This is a genomic window from Ruegeria sp. SAZD011, from assembly GCF_059612545.1.
In genome coordinates this window covers 133645-150275 of record NZ_JBXWQU010000014.1, presented here as the reverse complement: position 1 = coordinate 150275, position 16631 = coordinate 133645, and the positions used below count along the sequence as shown (strand labels likewise).

The following is a 16631-nucleotide window of genomic DNA, read 5'->3' as shown; positions in this document are numbered from 1 at the left end:
CGGCTGCTGTCGGTTTGGCGAGACGTTAGGTAGAACACGCCGAGGGTGCAAGCGGCGCTCCTTTGCCGTTCATGGTCTGCGCTGTTCGGGAATGGTGGAAACTGCCTTCGGCTTCATTGGTAAATCCGGCGTGCCATTTTGTTGTTTGACCGCTGCATTCGCGATAACTGGAGTATGCGATTGTACACAGGCGGCAAGGCGGAGGCGCGATGATGAGCGGCAGAGTGGAACGGAACGGGCTGAAAGTCGCCGGGGAACTGGCGGATTTCATCGAGACGCGCGCCTTGCCCGGTACCGGGGTGGAACCCGCCGATTTCTGGGCCGGGATGGCACGGATGGTGGCCGAACTGGCACCGGTGAACCGCGCATTGCTGGCGCGGCGCGAGGCGCTTCAGGAGCAGATCGACGCCTGGCATGTCGCCCATCGCGACCGGCCGCATGATCACGAAGCGTACAAGGCGTTTCTGGCCCAGATCGGTTATCTGCTGCCCGAAGGCGCGGCGTTCGAGATCGAGACCGAAGGGACCGACCCCGAGATCGCATCGGTGCCGGGGCCGCAGCTGGTGGTGCCGATCACCAATGCCCGCTACGCGCTCAACGCCGCCAATGCCCGTTGGGGCAGCCTGTATGATGCGCTTTATGGCACCGACGCCATGGCCGGGCCGATACCGGCGGGCGGCTACGACCGGGGTCGTGGCGCCCGTGTGGTGGCGCGTGCGCGCGTCTTTCTGGACGAGGCGTTTCCGGTGCAGGGCGTCAGCCATGCCGATGCCCGCCGCTATCACATCCGTGAAGGCGCGTTGCTGGTCGATGGTCAGCCGCTGATCGACCCGGCGAAATTCGCAGGCTATCGCGGTCACCCCAAGGCGCCAGACGCGGTGCTTTTGTGCAACAACGGGTTGCATGTGGAGCTGGTCTTTGACCGCACCCATCCGGTGGGCTGTCACGATCAGGCGGGTCTGGCCGATGTGCGGCTGGAAAGCGCGGTCTCGGCGATCATGGATTGCGAGGATTCCGTGGCCTGTGTCGATGCCGAGGACAAGGTGTTGGCCTATGGCAACTGGCTGGGCCTGATGCGTGGTGACCTGAGCGAGGAGGTGACCAAGGGAGGTGCCACCTTCACCCGCGCGCTGGCCGGTGATCTGGACTATCTCGCCCCCGATGGCAGCCCGATGAGCGTCAAGGGCCGGGCGCTGATGCTGGTGCGCAATGTCGGTCACCTGATGACCAACCCGGCGGTGCTGGATGCGGATGGGGCGGAAATCTTCGAAGGGTTGATGGACGCGCTGGTCACCGTCGCCATCGCGATGCATGACCTGAACCGGGCGGGCGGCAATTCGCTTACCGGCTCGGTCTATGTGGTCAAGCCCAAGATGCACGGGCCGGAAGAGGTGGCTTTTGCCGTCCGGACCTTTGACATGGTCGAGGATATTCTTGGCCTGCCGCGCAACACGGTCAAGATCGGCATCATGGACGAGGAGCGGCGCACCAGCGTCAACCTCAAGGAATGTATCCGTGCCGCCAAATCGCGGGTCTGTTTCATCAATACCGGGTTCCTCGACCGGACCGGCGACGAGATCCATACCTCGATGGAGGCGGGGCCGTTCAGCCGCAAGGATTTCATCAAGCGCAAATCCTGGATCACTGCCTATGAGAACCTGAATGTCGATATCGGTCTGGAATGCGGCCTCTCGGGCAAGGCGCAGATCGGCAAGGGCATGTGGGCGATGCCGGACCGGATGGCGGCCATGATCGAGACCAAGATCGAGCATCCCAAGGCGGGCGCCAATTGCGCCTGGGTGCCCAGCCCGACGGCTGCCACCCTGCATGCGCTGCATTATCACAAGGTCGACGTGTTCGCGGTGCAGGCTGCGCTGCGCGCTGGCGGACGGCGGGCGCATGTGGACGGGATCCTGGAAATCCCTCTGGCCAGCTTCCGCAAATGGTCGTCCGATCAGATCCGTCGCGAGGTCGAGAACAACGCGCAGGGCATCCTGGGTTACGTGGTGCGCTGGGTCGATCAGGGCGTTGGTTGCTCCAAGGTGCCGGATATCAACAACGTGGGCCTGATGGAGGACCGCGCCACCTGCCGTATCTCGGCGCAGCATATCGCCAACTGGCTGCATCATGGCGTGGTGGATGCGCAGGAGGTGATGGCGGCCATGCGCAAGATGGCGGCGGTGGTCGATGATCAGAACGCGGACGACCTGGCCTATCGCCCGATGGCGCCGGGGTTCGACGGCATCGCCTTCCAGGCGGCCTGCGATCTGGTGTTCAAGGGGCGGGTGCAGCCTTCGGGCTATACCGAGCCGGTTCTGCACGCGCGGCGGTTGGAACTGAAAGCCAGCCTTGGCGTCTGATCCCGCCAAGCCGGTCACGCCCCTGTGTGCGCAGGTGAACACGCGCCTGCGCGCTTGCTGCGATGCGGCCGCTGTTGCAGCGCTTGTGAGGCGCGGCTAGGCTGCGTCGAAAGGGGCAAGCGCAAGGGGACGGGATGACGCGGCCAGTCGTAGGGATCATCGGCAACTCGTATCTGCTGAACGATCAGTATCCGACCCATGCGGGCGGGACGATGAATTCGGACGCGGTGGCCAATGTCTCGGGTTGCCTGCCGCTGCTGATCCCGGCCGACCCGCGCTATGTCTCGGTGGCCGAGCTGCTTGATGTCTGCGACGGGTTCCTGCTGACCGGCGGTCGCCCCAATGTCCATCCCGAGGAATATGGCGAGAGCGAGACCGCCGCGCATGGCGATTTCGACCGTGCCCGCGATGCCATCACCCTGCCGCTGGTGCGCGCCTGTGTCGAGCGGGGCCAACCCTTTCTGGGCATCTGCCGCGGCTTTCAAGAGGTGAACGTGGCAATGGGCGGCACGCTCTACCCCGAGATCCGCGACCTGCCGGGCCGGATGAACCACAGGATGCCACCGGATGGCACGCTGGAAGAGAAGTTCGCGCTGCGCCATATCGTCAGCGTGAGCGAGGGCGGCGTGTTTCACCGCATATTCGGCGCCTGCGAGGTGATGACCAACACGCTGCACGGGCAGGGGATCAAGACCGCAGGTGCCCGGATCGAGATCGACGGCCATGCCCCTGACGGCACCCCCGAGGCTATCTATGTGCGCGACGCGCCGGGCTTTACCCTGTCGGTGCAATGGCATCCGGAATGGGACGCGGCCAGCGATCCGGTCTCGCGGCCGCTGTTCACCGCCTTCGGCGACGCCGTGCGCGCCTGGGCCGCGCGCGGAACCGGGCCCGTTTTGCAAAAAACGGGCTAGAGTTCCTCAACTGGCACAATCCACCCAATTGGAAGTCATGTTTCGGGCATGTGGCCCGCTTGGTTGGTACGAGGGCCTCCGATGAGGGCTGTTTGCCCGCAACGGCTCTTTTGAACTGTCATACGGGCGGGGAGCGGGCTTTCGCTGCAGAAGCGGTCTCAAGTCTGCTTTTCGGCGAGAACGGTTCTCGCTATAGTGGTACCATCTGATTGCAACGAATGTGGAATCCTCGATGAAATTGCGAGAAGTTGGCGCGAAGAGTTTTCGTACACTTGAAGATTTGACTGTTGAGTTCAAAGACGATTATTGCACTTTGAGTGGGCGAAACAACGCCGGGAAAACAGCGATTGTCGCCATAATCCGCCATTTTCTTGACGACGGGGATCGGCCCTATTTCTATGCTGAGAATTCCTTGTCGTTCGCTCGGGATCATACACAGTGGTCTTCAACAGAAGAGATGGAAATATCCGTCCGGCTGGAACTGCATCGCCATGATGATGCGGAGGTCTTCTTTGTGGTAAACAAATATACGTCATTGCCAATTGAAGGGGATGTCGCGCGTGTCAGACTAACTGAAAAGTTCAATGCCTCTGGGGAGAGAAATCTTGCCTGCCGCGTCAATGGTATCGATCTAGACAGCCAAAATTCGAGTGAAATCGCCAAGAAGCTGAAGTCCGCTGCAAACTTGGTGGTCCATAATTCTACGGCCCCGATTAGCAATTTTTATTACTTCTCTGGCGAAATGACAGAGGTTCTAGAATCCCATTTTTCGCAAGAAGATCGTAAGAAAATTTCTGACGCTGAGCGAAACCTCTCGAACAAAGTAAAGAGCGCGGCGAAAAAGCACAAAGAAGAACTGAGTCAACTCCTAGGCCGGCTTGGCGAAAACTATGACGTTGAACTAACCACTCTCGACAGAGGGGGCTCCTCGCGTTTCCCCTTGAATGTGAAGCTAAACGACAAAAGCGTCGATGTTAATTTGAGTGGATGGGGTTCAGGCACTCAAAACCGAACGAGGGTATTGATATCTGTTTTGGAAGCCGATCGTATTAAAAAGTCACAATCTGCAGAAAACAGATCAGCACCCGTTGTTATAGTCGAAGAACCTGAGAGCTTTCTGCATCCTTCAGCACAAGCCGAATTTGGAAAAGTTCTGAACAACTTGGCAGAAGACTTCGGAATTCAGATTCTCGCGACCACCCATAGTCCCTATATGCTTAACCAGACAAATCCGGAGGCGAACCTTCTCTTGCAGAGAAAGGTGTCGCACAAAAAGTTAAAGGAAACGGAGAGAGTGAATACGTCTGGAGACGACTGGATGTTACCGTTCGCCGATAACCTCGGAGTTCTTTCGGATGAGTTCATACCATGGAAAAAGATTGTTGGCTCAGCAAACTCAAAAGTTGTCTTGGTTGAAGGTGTAATTGATGTTGAGTACTTTGATATTCTTCGGACGAAGTTTCCTGAAATTTACGATCTACCGGATGATGTCCAGGTCGTCGGGTATGGCGGTAAGGACGCATTGAAGAACACGCAAGTTCTGCAATTCATGCTTTCTCGCCTCGAAAGGGTTTTTATCACTTTTGATCTGGACGGTAAAAGTGAAGTTGTCCGAAAGCTGGAGTCTATCGGACTTACGGCTGAAAAGGATTTTTGTGCTATAGGAGTTGGAAAGCCTGGCCGAGAGTGCATCGAAGGTTTGCTGCCAGAAACCATTATGTCTGAAATATACGCGGAACGCGTTGATGATGTAATGGCTCTTGGATCAGCTAACAGCGATGCAAGAAAATCAGCAAAAAGTAACTTAAAGAAGGCTGCTTTAGAGAAATTTAGGAACTGTTCTTTGTCGAGCACGGAAATTCCGGAGATGGTAAAACTAGTGAAGAAGATCGCAAAGGTATTTTAGAAGTTGGATAATTGACCGGCTTGACTTCGGTTCTTGCTTAACTACCATTCATACATTCGCGGTTGAACGATCTTGAACGGCAGCTCTGGGCCGTTCACAAGACTCAAGTGTTGCACGCTGCCTTTGACAGCCGCGCGGGTGCTTGTCTGTTCCGTCAGGGGTGTATGACCGCTTACGCCGCCAGAATGCGCGCCTCATGCGCCTTGAGGCAGAGCCGCGCGGTATCGCCAAAGGCACCGGCGTGGCTGCGCAGTTCGGGGAACAGGTCGAACACTTCCTGCCGGGACCGATCGCTGAGCGCGCCCAGACCCTCGTCGCCGGGAAAGAAGCTCTCGGTCGCGGCATCGTTGGCATAGATCACCTCGTGCCGATCCAGCATCAGATGCATATAGGTGACGTTGCCGCCCTCGATCCGGCGTGCTGCCGGGCTGCCCAGCAGATGGGTTGCGGCCACCAGAACCTCGCTCTCGCCGAAATACATCTGGGCCCGCGATCCCGTCCACAGCATCCGGTGCTGGGGCGACACCAGCAGGGGGGCGCTGGCACTCTGCAACAGGATCGGGTCCAGTTGGATCGGGGCGTGTTTGCCCTTGGCGGCCACGGTGCGGCTGCCGACCCAGCGCAGCGGTTGCAGGCCGTTGTCGCGGGTGACGATCAGGTCACCCGGACGCAGCGTTTCGATCGCGCGCGGGCCATGGGCGGTGGCGATCAGCGTACCGGGAGTAAAGCAGATGATATTCTCGATGTTCGAGAAGGTGACCAGGGTGCCGTCGGTCAGTTCGACCGTACCGGCCAGTTCGCCGGGCACGTTGCTGGTCAGGTTCAGCGTGTTGCGGTCGGCGATGCCGTTCAGGTCGAGCGTGTCGCCATTGATCTCGTCTTCCTCGTTCCCGATGATCGAGATGGTGCCGCTGCCCGCTTCGCCAAGCTCGGTGAGGATGAAAAGGTCATCGCCCGCACCGCCTTGGGCTGCGTCTCCTTGTGCGGCTTCGATGGTATCGTTGCCATCGCCGCCGAACACCTGATCGGAACCGGTATTGCCAAGCAGAAGATCGTCACCGCCCTGGCCCGAAAGTGTGTCATCGCCGCTGCCGCCGTCGATCGTGTCGTTGCCGTCCTGTGGGACGCGCGTGTCGAAGTAGACGTCACTGACCCAAACGGCCTGAGTTCCGTTGAGTGTGTTTGAGTAGACGATCTCGATCGCTTGAACCGGTCCGGCAATCTCGACGAGGACGGACCCGGATTCGTCCAGGGCGCTGTCGGACTGGCTCCCGGCAGTAATCGTATTGCCCGAGACAGTGTCGGGGCTGGTGCCCGCGCCGGTAGGGGTAAGGGTGACGGCAACCGGATTGCCGTTGGCGTCATATGCATTGACCTCGAGAATATCGCGGTGATTGCGGTTGGCCCAGTCAATATCGTTGATGCGGAACATCACGTTCTCGACTTCGTTTTCGACATCGAAATCGGTACGGGCTGCAAACTCTATCCGGGTCGTCGAGGTTGCTCCGCGGCCTTGTCCGGCAAGATAGAGAGAAGAGAACTCGGACTGCGTCTCGCCGCTGCGGACATAGCTTTCCTCACCGGTATCGACCTCGAAAGCCGGGCTGTTATTACCATCATCGGTAAAACTGACCGACACGTTCATACGTCCGGTTGCCTGCGTGAAACCGGCCGAAAGGTCGGTGCCGTCGGTGCCTTCGGCGAACCAGTTCAGGGATTCGGTGCTGCCACCCTGACCGTCACCATACAGCAGGTCATCGCCGTCGCCGCCCTGGATGTCATCATCGCCGCTGCCACCATAGACGATATCGTTCCCGAGGCCCGCATCGACGGTGTCGTTACCCTTGGAGGCAAAGACCTGATCGCCATTGCCGTCAGGGCCGGTACCCTCACCGCTGTCGACCGAGTTGCCGTTGTTGTCGACATAAGTATCGTCGATCAGGTCGTCGTTGGTCGTGCCCTGAACCTTGTTGAAGGGCGAGAAATAGGGTGCTGCCACTGCCTCGGCGCCGGACAATGTGCCGACCGGCCCCAGGTCGGGCACAAAGTACAGGTTCCCGTCCGTGGCCAGGTAATACTGGCCGGTTTCCAGTTCGTTGTTGTACGAGGTGCTGCCGACTGATCCCGTCCAGGCCCATTCGCCGGTGCCGATCAGTTGGGCGGTGGTGAAATTGACCAGCGCGCCGCCGATGCTGGCGGCAAGCGACAGGTCCTGATCGGCTCCGAGCGTGACGAGATAGCCGCTGGGCATGGGTTCACCTCTATCGCGGCCTGGGACCGCCTGTTCCTTGTTCATGCTGCGGCTGGGTCGAAACCTTTGCCGTCATGGTCAGGAATAGAGAGGGGGCGTGGCAAATCCGGGGTCGGATTTTGTCCGATCTGGAAACAAATTTGGGTAAAATTGTGGTGAGTTTCGCCCGTATCCGACCGGATACGGGCGAGGTGCAGGGTCAGACCAGCAGGTTGAAATGCTCGGCAAAGGGCATGCTGCGCACACGTTTGCCGGTCAGATCGAACAAGGCATTGCCCAGGGCGGGCATCGCGGGGGGCGTGCCGGGTTCGCCCGCGCCCCCCATATGGCGGTTTGTTTCCAGAACGCGAACCTCGACCTGCGGCGTGTTGTGCATGCGCAGGGCGTCGTAATCGGGGAAATTGCCCTGTTCCACCGCGCCACCGGCAAAGGTGATCTTGCCATGGGCCGCCGCCGACAGGCCATAGACCATGCCGCCGAACATCTGCGCCTTGACCGTTTCGGGGTCGAGTGCCAGACCGATATCGCAGGCGATCCAGGCGCGCGCGATGCGGATGGTGCCGTCTTCGTCGACCACTTCGATCACCTGCGCGACCGAGGTGCCGAAACTATAGGTAAAGGCCACGCCGCGTCCGACACCCTCGGGTGTCTTGCCGGTCCAGCCCGACATCTCGCGCACCGCCTCTAGGCACCCGGCCGAGGGCGCGTGTTCGGCGCGCATCAGTTCCAGCCGGAACTCCAGCGGGTCGCGCCCGGCGGCATGGGCCATCTCGTCGACAAAGGTCTCGTGGAAGAACCCGTTATGGCTGTTCCCGACCGAGCGCCAGAAACCCACCGGAATGGCCAGATCGGCGATATGGCCGCTGATCCGGTAATTGGGCACCGCATAGGGCTGGTTGAAGAACCCCTCGACCAGCACCTTGTCGGGGCCGGCGCCGGGCATGCCTGTGACCCGTTCCATCGCCTGGCGCGAGGGCGACTGTGTGGCCAGCCGCCCGTCGATCATCACCGCCTTGCCGTCCTTGATGGCGCCGCGCATCCGGGCCAGCGCGCCGGGGCGGTAGAAATCGTGGCGCATGTCCTCTTCGCGGCTCCAGGTGGTCTGTACCGGCACGCCGGGCAGGGCCATCGCCACACGGGTGGCGATCACGCCGAAATCGAACTCGGCCCGGCGGCCAAAACCGCCGCCCAGATAGGTAGTGTGCACCTCGACCGCCTCGGTGTCGAGGCCCGCGGTCTCGGCGATCTTGCTCTGGATGATCGTCGGCGCCTGGTTGCCGCCCCAGAATTCCACCCGGTCGCCGGTGTAAAGCGCGGTGCCGTTCATCGGCTCCATCGTGGCATGGGCCAGATAGGGGGCGCTGTACTCGGCCTCGATCACCGTCGCGCCCTCGGGCAGGGTGGTGACATCGCCGTCGTCGCGCATGGTCGAGTTGGGGCTGTCGTCAAAGGCGCGGGCAATCTGAGCAAAGATGGCGTCGGTTTCGGGCGGATAGGGCGCCGCTTCCCACTCGACCGCGATCGCCTCGACCGCCTGCATCGCCAGCCAGGTGTTGGACGCAATGACCGCCACACCGTTGCCCAGATCGACCACCTGTTCCACCCCGGGCATGGCGCGGGCGGCGCTGTCGTCAAAACCTTTCATGCCGCCGCCCAGATTGGGGTTCATCCGCACGCTGGCGAATTTCATTCCCGGCAGTCGCACATCGACCCCGAATTCGGCGGTGCCGGTGGATTTGGCCACCATGTCGAGCCGGGGCAGACTGCGGCCCAGATAGCGCCATTCCGACGGGTCGCGCAGGGGCGCCTCGACCGGGTCCAGCTTGGCCGCGTCCGCTGCCAGCTCGGGATAGGGGATGCGACTGCCATCGGGGGCGATCACCGCGCCCGCCTCGGTCCGCAGGGTATCGCGCGCCACTCCCAGCCGGTTGGCAGCGGCCTGTTTCAGGGTCTCGCGGGCGCTGGCGCCGGCCTCGCGCATCCGCACGAACCCGTCTTTCATCGAGGTCGAACCGCCGGTGACCTGAAGGCTCAGCACCTTGCCGATCACTCCCAGCGCCTCGCCAAGGCTGTGCTGGAAATTCGAGGTGTCATAACCCTTGCCGGGCAGGGCGTCGCCCATCAGGGCGCTGTTGTAATAGGCCGCCGCCGCCGGGCCGTGCAGCACGCGCACCTGATCGGGGATCACGTCCAGTTCCTCGGCGATCAGCGCGGCCCAGGTGGTCATCACGCCCTGACCCATCTCGGCGCGCGGGGCAAACAGGGTCACGCCCTGCTGGTCGATCAGCACAAAGGGGTTGAGCGCGGCCTCGCCCGGGCCGGGTTTCAGCGGGTTGGGGGCGGGGCGCGAGACGTAATAGGCGCCAAAGGCCACACCGCCGACAATGGCGGCGGAGCCGATCAGAAAGGTGCGGCGGACGATCTTGCCAAGACGGGCCATGGATCAGACCTCCTTCAGCTTGGTCGCGGCGCCGTGGATGGCGGCGCGGATACGGGGATAGGTGCCGCAGCGGCACAGATTACCCTGCATCGCGTCGTCGATCTCGGCGTCGCTGGGGGCGGGGTTTTCTGCCAGCAGCGCGGCGGCCTGCATGATCTGGCCCGACTGGCAATAGCCGCATTGCGCCACCTGATGCTCGACCCAGGATTGCTGCAGGATCGACAGCGCCTCGGGCGTGCCGGTGCCTTCGATCGTGGTGGCCTGGCCCCAGACATCGCCCAGCGATACCTGGCAACTGCGCACCGCTTCGCCGTCGATATGCACGGTACAGGCGCCACAGGCGGCAACGCCGCAGCCGAACTTGGTACCGGTCAGCCCGATCTCGTCGCGCAGCACCCACAAGAGCGGGACATCGTCGGGCAGGTCGATCCGATGGGTTTCTCCGTTGACGGTCAGGGAAGTGGCCATGGCGGTCCTCGCTTTGCTGTGCTGATGGCTGGCAGATGAGCTTATGACAAAATTAGTACTCTTTGTCAGAGTGTCAATTGACAAAATCGCGAAAAACTGTCAGAGGTCGGACATGAAAGACGACGTTATCGACCCCAAGAAACAAGCGATCCTCGACTCTGCCTGGCAGGTCTTTGCCGCCTATGGGTTCCGCAAGACCTCGATGGACGACATAGCCCGTGGCGCCCGCATGTCGCGGCCAGCGGTCTATCTGTATTTCAAGAACAAAGAGGCGATTTTTCGCGCCGTGGTCCAGTATTGCTATGACCTGACCGCCGAGGCGGTGGCCGCCGCGCTGGGCGCGGGCGGCGCTGTGCCCGAGGTGCTGGAACGCGCCTTTGCCGCCCATGGGCAAACGGTGATGGCCTTGCTCGACTCCCCGCATGGGGTGGAGTTGCTGGATGCCGGCAGCTCGACCGCGCCCGATATCGTCGAGGCGGGCGAGGCCGGGCTTTGCGCGCTTTATGCCGACTGGCTGACGCGCGAGGCGACCGCCGGGCGGGTCATGCTGTCGGGGCCGGCGCCCGAGGTGGCGGCGACCATCGCCGCCGCGCTGAAAGGGGTCAAGATGACGACCCCCGATTTTGCGACCTATCAGACCCGCATCGCGCAACTGGCGCAGATCCTCGGCGCCGGGCTGATGCGCGGGTAATCCGCGCTCAGGTCACACGGGCGCGGGTCTTGTATTCCGGTTTGTCCCACAGCCGGTTCTGCATCACATCGGCGATGATCGCCACGGCGGCCTTTACATCGCCTGCGTCGATGAACAGCGGGGTAAAGCCGAACCGCATGATATCGGGCGCCCGGAAATCGCCGATCACACCGCGCGCGATCAGCGCCTGCATGGCGGCATACCCATCGGCAAAGCGGAACGAGACCTGACTGCCGCGCTGGGCGGGGTCGCGTGGGCTGGCCAGTTCCAGATCGGGGCAGGTGGTTTCGACCCCGGCGATGAAGATCTCGGTCAGTTCGATGGATTTGGCGCGCACGTCGGACATATCGGCCATGTCCCAGACATCGAGCGCCGCCGACAGCGCCGCCATCTGGATCACCGGCGGGGTGCCGACCCGCATCCGCTCGATCCCGGCGCCGGGGCGATAATCGAGATCAAAGGCAAAGGGCGCCTGATGACCCAGCCAGCCCGACAGCGCCGGGCGCACCTGTTCCGCATGGCGGGGGGCGACATAGATGAAGGCGGGCGCGCCGGGGCCGCCGTTGAGGTATTTATAAGTGCAACCCACCGCGAAATCGGCGCCGCATCCGGCCAGATCGACCGGCAGCGCCCCGGCGGAATGGGCCAGATCCCAGACCGTAAACGCGCCCGCCGCATGGGCGCGCGCGGTCAGCGCCACCATGTCATGCTTGCGCCCGGTGCGGTAATCGACCTCGGTCAGCATCAGCACTGCGATCTCGTCGGTGATCGCCGCCTCAACCGCTTCGGGGGCGACCACGCGCAGCTCGTATCCCGGACCCATCGAGCGCAGCAGCCCCTCGACCATGTAAAGGTCGGTGGGGAAGTTGCCGTTATCCGACAGCACCACCTTGCGGCCTGGGTTCAGCTCCAGCGCCGAGGCAACCGCCTGATAGACCTTGATCGACAGGGTATCGCCGGTGACAACATGGCCCGGCTCGGCCCCGATCAGCCGACCGATGCGGTCGCCCAGCTCGCTGGGCTGCGCCATCCATCCGGCCTTGTTCCAACCGGTGATCAGCATCTGGCCCCATTCGTCGGTCACCGCCTGCTGTACCCGCGCCGCCGCGGCCCGCGGCAGCGGTCCCAGCGAATTGCCGTCGAGATAGAGCACCCCCTGGGGCAGGTCGAACATGGCCTTGGTGGCGGCAAAGTCGGTCATGAGTCCTCGCACAGATATTTTAAGCATAAAGCATTCTGCGCAGAGATACGCGCCACCGCTTGTTCTGTCCAGCTTTTGTTGATCCGAGCGCGACTGTGCAAGGGGCGCCGCGCGCGGGCATTTGCCGTGCCGCGCCAAAGGTATGTTTAAATAACAATGTCTTATGTGATGTGGGGCGGACGGTATTCCGATTTCGTAACCGCCCGCGCCAAAATGCGATACCGGCTCAGGTCTGACCGCCGGCGATCTCGATGCACTGGCCGTTGATGCTCTGCGAGCCGGGACGCACCAGCCATAGGGCGGCGGCGGCCACCTCTTCGGGGGCGATCAGCCGCTTGTGCCGGTTCTGGTTCACCATCAGTTGCAGGGCGTCATCCGCTCCCATGCCGGTGCGTTGCGAAATCGAGGCGGTATTGCGCTCGACGATCGGCGTGTCGACATATCCGGGGCAAAGCGCGTTGAATGTGTAGGGCGTTCCCATGAACTCTTCCGAGTAGGTCCGGGTCAGCCCGATCATGCCGTGTTTGGAGGCCGCGTAGGCGCCCGCGCCGGGGGCGCCGCGCAGCCCGGCAATCGAGGCGACCGTGATCACCCGGCCCCAGTCGGTTTCCAGCATCGAGCGCAGGCTTTCGCGGATGGTCAGGAACGCGCCATCGAGATTGGTCGCCATGATATCGCGCCAGAACGCCATGTCGGTCTTTTGCAGGGTCTTGCCCACGGCGATGCCGGCATTGGCGACGCAGATCTGCACAGGGCCGCGTGCCTCGACCGCGCGGGCAATGCCGGTGACGACCTCCTCTTCGTGGCGTACGTCCATTGCCAGCGGATGCAGCCCCTCGGTCGCCACCTGCTCCAGCACCTCGGCCCGCCGTCCGGTGATGGTGACCTGGGCGCCTTCGGCGGCCAGTGCCTGCGCAATCGCCAGACCGATGCCGGTGCCGCCACCGGTCACCAGCGCATGTTTGCCGTTCAGATGCATTGCGGGTCCTCCCTGTTCGCCGGATCAGCCTATCGGCGCGCCACCCTGTGACAAGGGGTTCCGTATCGTTCCGTTCCGTCCTATGCAAACATATGAATGATTCATTGGGAGGAGAGTGACATGACACGATTTCTGGCCACGACGCTGATTTTTGCCGCCACCGCGGCGGCGGCCAGCGAGGATATCGCCGACCAGTATCCGCAGTCCGAGCTTTACTCCAAACCGGTCGAGGTCATTCCGCATGTCTTCTCGGCCATCGGCGCCACCGCGCCGCCGACCTATGAAAATGCCGGACATAACAACAACCTCTCCTTCATCGTGACGGATGAGGGGGTGGTGGTGATCAATGCCGGGGCCTCGGCCCGACTGGCCGCCGCGCTGCATGACGAGATCAAGCAAGTCACCGACCAGCCCGTGGTTCTGGTCATCAACGAGAATGGGCAGGGCCATGCCATGCTGGGCAACAGCTATTGGCGCGACCTTGGGGTCGATGTCCTGGCCCATGTGGACGCGGTCGAGGAAACCACCCAGAACGGCGATTTCATCCTGATGGGAATGGAGAACTACAACCGCGACCGGGCCGAGGGCACGCGGGTGGAGCACGCCAACCTGACCTTCGAGGATCGCTATGACCTGACGCTGGGCGGCGTGGCGATCGAGGTGATGCATATGGGCCCGGCGCATGATCCGGGCGATATCCAGGTCTGGATCCCCGAATGGAAGATCCTGATCGCGGGCGACATCGCCTTTCACGAGCGGATGCTGCCGATCTTTGAACATACCTGCACCAGTTGCTGGCTGGAAACCTGGGAGACCAGGATGGAGCCGCTGGCCCCCACCTATGTGATCCCCGGCCATGGGCATCCGACCAATCTGGATCAGGTGCGGCGCTATACCTATGACTATCTGACCGACCTGCGCGAAAAGATCGGCGCCCATATCGAAGAGGGCGGTGACCTGGCCAGCGCCTATTACGTGGATCAGGAGCGCTGGCGCAACCTGGACACGTTCGAGGAACTGGCCACCAAGAACGCGGGCCGTGTCTTTGCCGAGATGGAATGGGAGTAAGCGGCGGAACAATCGTTCCGATCCGACCTAAATTCGGGAATATCTGCCCTGGTTGTGGCACGGCTGCCGCCGCTGCCTCCCTAATTGTCGCAGGCGGGTCGGTTTTTTTGCAAATCCCGTCGCAACCGGGTAGAGGTGCGCCATGAACGCTTGGGGATATTCGGGCGAGTGCCCGGAAAGGAACGGCCATGCACCGCATTGACCTGCCGCCGATATGGCTGGCGGCCTTCATTGTCGTGGCCTGGTTCCAACAGCGCTATTTCTCTCTTGGCCTCTCGCTGGACAGCGGACTTGCCGACCTGATCGCCGGGCTGTTGATCGGGGGCGGGGTGCTGTTGATGCTGATGGCAGCGGTCGAGTTCCGTCGCCACCGGACCACCATCATCCCCCATCGCGCGCCATCCGCCATGGTACAGAGCGGCATCTACAAACGCAGCCGCAACCCGATCTATCTGGGTGACGTTCTGGTTCTGGCCGGCGTGATTCTGCATCTTGACGCGGTTCTGTCGCTGGTTCTGGTGCCGGTCTTTGCCTGGCTGCTGGAAAAACGCTTCATCGTGCCCGAGGAGAACCGCCTCCGACGGCAATTCCGGGCGGATTTTGCCCGATACGCACAGAAAACGCGGCGTTGGATATAGGACATGACAGGTTCGGACCCAACGTCGCGCATGCTGCGCTTGCGAAATAAAATTGCGCAAGATACATCTTTGCTTTGCAAACCTAACTGTGGCGCGTCCGATCTCCGGGCCGAATAGGGGGACCTGACTGGTGAAAATAGGCACACCAAAGGAAATTTTCGAGGGCGAGAACCGCGTCGCGATGACACCGGATTCCGCTGTGCAGTTGCAGAAACTGGGCTATGACTGCGCGATCGAGAGCGGGGCCGGTGCGGCCGCGGGCTTCTCGGACGCGCTGTACGAGGCGGCTGGCGTTCAGATCGTCAAGACCGCGGCGGCGCTGTGGAAAGAGGTCGATATCGTCGCCAAGGTGCGCCAGCCCGATGCGACCGAGCTGAAGCGGCTGAGCAAGGGCAAGACGCTGATCTCTTTCTTCAACCCGGCCGGGAACGAAGAGGGGATGGAAGCGGCCAAGTCCAAGGGCGCCAATGTGATCGCCATGGAAATGGTGCCGCGTATCAGCCGCGCCCAGAAGATGGACGCGCTGTCCTCGATGGCCAATATCGCGGGCTACCGCGCGGTGATCGAGGCGGGCAACAACTTTGGTCGTTTCTTCACCGGTCAGGTGACGGCGGCGGGCAAGGTGCCCCCTGCCAAGGTGCTGATCGTGGGCGCCGGTGTGGCCGGTCTGGCCGCCATCGGGACGTCGACCAGCCTGGGCGCGATCACCTATGCCTTTGACGTGCGGCCCGAAGTGGCCGAACAGGTCGAGTCGATGGGCGCCGAGTTCGTCTATCTCGATTTCGAGGAAGAACAGCAGGATGGCGCGGCCACCGGCGGGTATGCCTCGGTCTCGTCCCCGGAATTCGCCGCCGCGCAGCTGGCCAAGTTCCGCGAACTGGCGCCCGAGATGGACATCGTCATCACCACCGCGCTGATCCCCAACCGCGAGGCGCCGGAGCTGTGGACCGAGGACATGGTCGCGGCGATGAAGCCCGGCTCGGTCATCGTGGACCTTGCGGCGGAAAAGGGCGGCAACTGCAAGCTGACCGTCAAGGACGAGAAGATCGTTACCGAAAACGGCGTAACCATCATCGGTTACACCGATTTCCCCAGCCGCATGGCGGCGCAGGCCTCGACGCTTTACGCCACCAACATCCGTCACATGATGACCGATCTGACGCCCGAAAAGGACGGCCAGATCAACCACAACATGGAAGACGACGTGATCCGGGGCGCCACGGTGACGTTCGAGGGGGACATCACCTTCCCGCCGCCGCCGCCCAAGGTTCAGGCGATTGCGGCCAAGTCCAAGGAAAAGCCGAAAGAGCTGACCCCCGAGGAGAAGCGCGCGCAAGAGGCTGCGGCCTTCAAGGCGCAGACCAAGAACCAGGTGACGCTGCTGACCGTGGGTGGTCTGTTGCTGCTGCTGGTGGGTCTGGTGGCCCCGGCCAGCTTCATGCAGCATTTCATCGTCTTTGTGCTGGCGGTGTTCGTGGGCTTCCAGGTGATCTGGAACGTCTCGCATTCGCTGCACACGCCGCTGATGGCCGTGACCAACGCCATCTCGTCGATCATCATCCTGGGCGCGCTGATGCAGATCGGGTCTGGGTCGTTTCTGGTGATCCTGCTGGCCGGCCTGTCGGTCTTCATGGCCGGGATCAACATCTTCGGCGGCTTCCTCGTGACGCGGCGCATGCTCGCCATGTTCCAGAAATCCTAAAGGAGTAGAGGGC

12 protein-coding genes are annotated in these 16631 nt (G+C 62.0%); 7 read left to right on the top strand and 5 right to left on the bottom strand.

The window, feature by feature from the left end; all coding sequences use genetic code 11:
- The first annotated feature begins 212 nt into the window (after positions 1-212).
- The 3 genes from AC2FLM_RS03910 (at position 213) to AC2FLM_RS03900 (ending at position 5180) form a co-directional block, all read left to right on the top strand.
- Positions 213-2360 carry a malate synthase G gene (locus AC2FLM_RS03910; protein WP_496855923.1) on the top strand — a complete coding sequence of 716 codons (2148 nt, stop codon included), beginning with the start codon at positions 213-215 and terminating at the stop codon, positions 2358-2360.
- Between the two features lie 134 nt (positions 2361-2494).
- On the top strand, positions 2495-3274 hold the full coding sequence (locus AC2FLM_RS03905; RefSeq protein WP_496855921.1) for a gamma-glutamyl-gamma-aminobutyrate hydrolase family protein: 780 nt from the start codon (positions 2495-2497) through the stop codon (positions 3272-3274).
- Between the two features lie 232 nt (positions 3275-3506).
- On the top strand, positions 3507-5180 hold the full coding sequence (locus AC2FLM_RS03900; protein WP_496855919.1) for an ATP-dependent nuclease: 1674 nt from the start codon (positions 3507-3509) through the stop codon (positions 5178-5180).
- Between the two features lie 172 nt (positions 5181-5352).
- On the opposite strand, the gene AC2FLM_RS03895 is transcribed toward AC2FLM_RS03900, so the two are convergent.
- The 3 genes from AC2FLM_RS03895 to AC2FLM_RS03885 all read right to left on the bottom strand — a co-directional run bounded on the left by AC2FLM_RS03895 (position 5353) and on the right by AC2FLM_RS03885 (position 10339).
- Positions 5353-7431 (bottom strand): Hint domain-containing protein, encoded by a 2079-nt coding sequence (locus AC2FLM_RS03895; RefSeq protein WP_496855917.1) that lies wholly within the window; start codon positions 7429-7431, stop codon positions 5353-5355.
- A gap of 199 nt (positions 7432-7630) precedes the next feature.
- Positions 7631-9871, bottom strand: a complete 2241-nt coding sequence (locus tag AC2FLM_RS03890) for a xanthine dehydrogenase family protein molybdopterin-binding subunit (protein ID WP_496855915.1) — start codon at positions 9869-9871, stop codon at positions 7631-7633.
- Positions 9872-9874: 3 nt separating this feature from the next.
- Positions 9875-10339 (bottom strand): (2Fe-2S)-binding protein, encoded by a 465-nt coding sequence (locus AC2FLM_RS03885; RefSeq protein ID WP_496855913.1) that lies wholly within the window; start codon positions 10337-10339, stop codon positions 9875-9877.
- A gap of 112 nt (positions 10340-10451) precedes the next feature.
- Between AC2FLM_RS03885 and AC2FLM_RS03880 the strand changes: the two genes are divergently transcribed.
- Entirely contained in the window at positions 10452-11030 is a 579-nt protein-coding gene (locus tag AC2FLM_RS03880; RefSeq protein ID WP_496855911.1) for a TetR/AcrR family transcriptional regulator, read from the top strand.
- Between the two features lie 7 nt (positions 11031-11037).
- Here the strand turns inward: AC2FLM_RS03880 and kynU are convergent, their stop codons facing one another.
- Together kynU and AC2FLM_RS03870 are read right to left on the bottom strand one after the other, a co-directional pair.
- Positions 11038-12231, bottom strand: a complete 1194-nt coding sequence (gene kynU / locus AC2FLM_RS03875; RefSeq protein ID WP_496855909.1) for a kynureninase — start codon at positions 12229-12231, stop codon at positions 11038-11040.
- 226 nt (positions 12232-12457) lie between these two features.
- The gene (locus AC2FLM_RS03870; RefSeq protein WP_496855907.1) at positions 12458-13210 is read right to left on the bottom strand and encodes an SDR family NAD(P)-dependent oxidoreductase; all 753 of its coding nucleotides are present in this window, start codon (positions 13208-13210) and stop codon (positions 12458-12460) included.
- Between the two features lie 120 nt (positions 13211-13330).
- Between AC2FLM_RS03870 and AC2FLM_RS03865 the strand changes: the two genes are divergently transcribed.
- The 3 genes from AC2FLM_RS03865 to AC2FLM_RS03855 all read left to right on the top strand — a co-directional run bounded on the left by AC2FLM_RS03865 (position 13331) and on the right by AC2FLM_RS03855 (position 16618).
- Positions 13331-14278, top strand: coding sequence for an MBL fold metallo-hydrolase (locus AC2FLM_RS03865; RefSeq protein ID WP_496855904.1), 948 nt, complete (start codon positions 13331-13333; stop codon positions 14276-14278).
- 188 nt (positions 14279-14466) lie between these two features.
- Positions 14467-14916, top strand: a complete 450-nt coding sequence (locus AC2FLM_RS03860) for a methyltransferase family protein (RefSeq protein WP_496855902.1) — start codon at positions 14467-14469, stop codon at positions 14914-14916.
- Positions 14917-15046: 130 nt separating this feature from the next.
- Complete coding sequence (locus tag AC2FLM_RS03855; protein ID WP_496855900.1) at positions 15047-16618, top strand: Re/Si-specific NAD(P)(+) transhydrogenase subunit alpha; 1572 nt, start codon at positions 15047-15049, stop codon at positions 16616-16618.
- Positions 16619-16631: the final 13 nt, after the last annotated feature.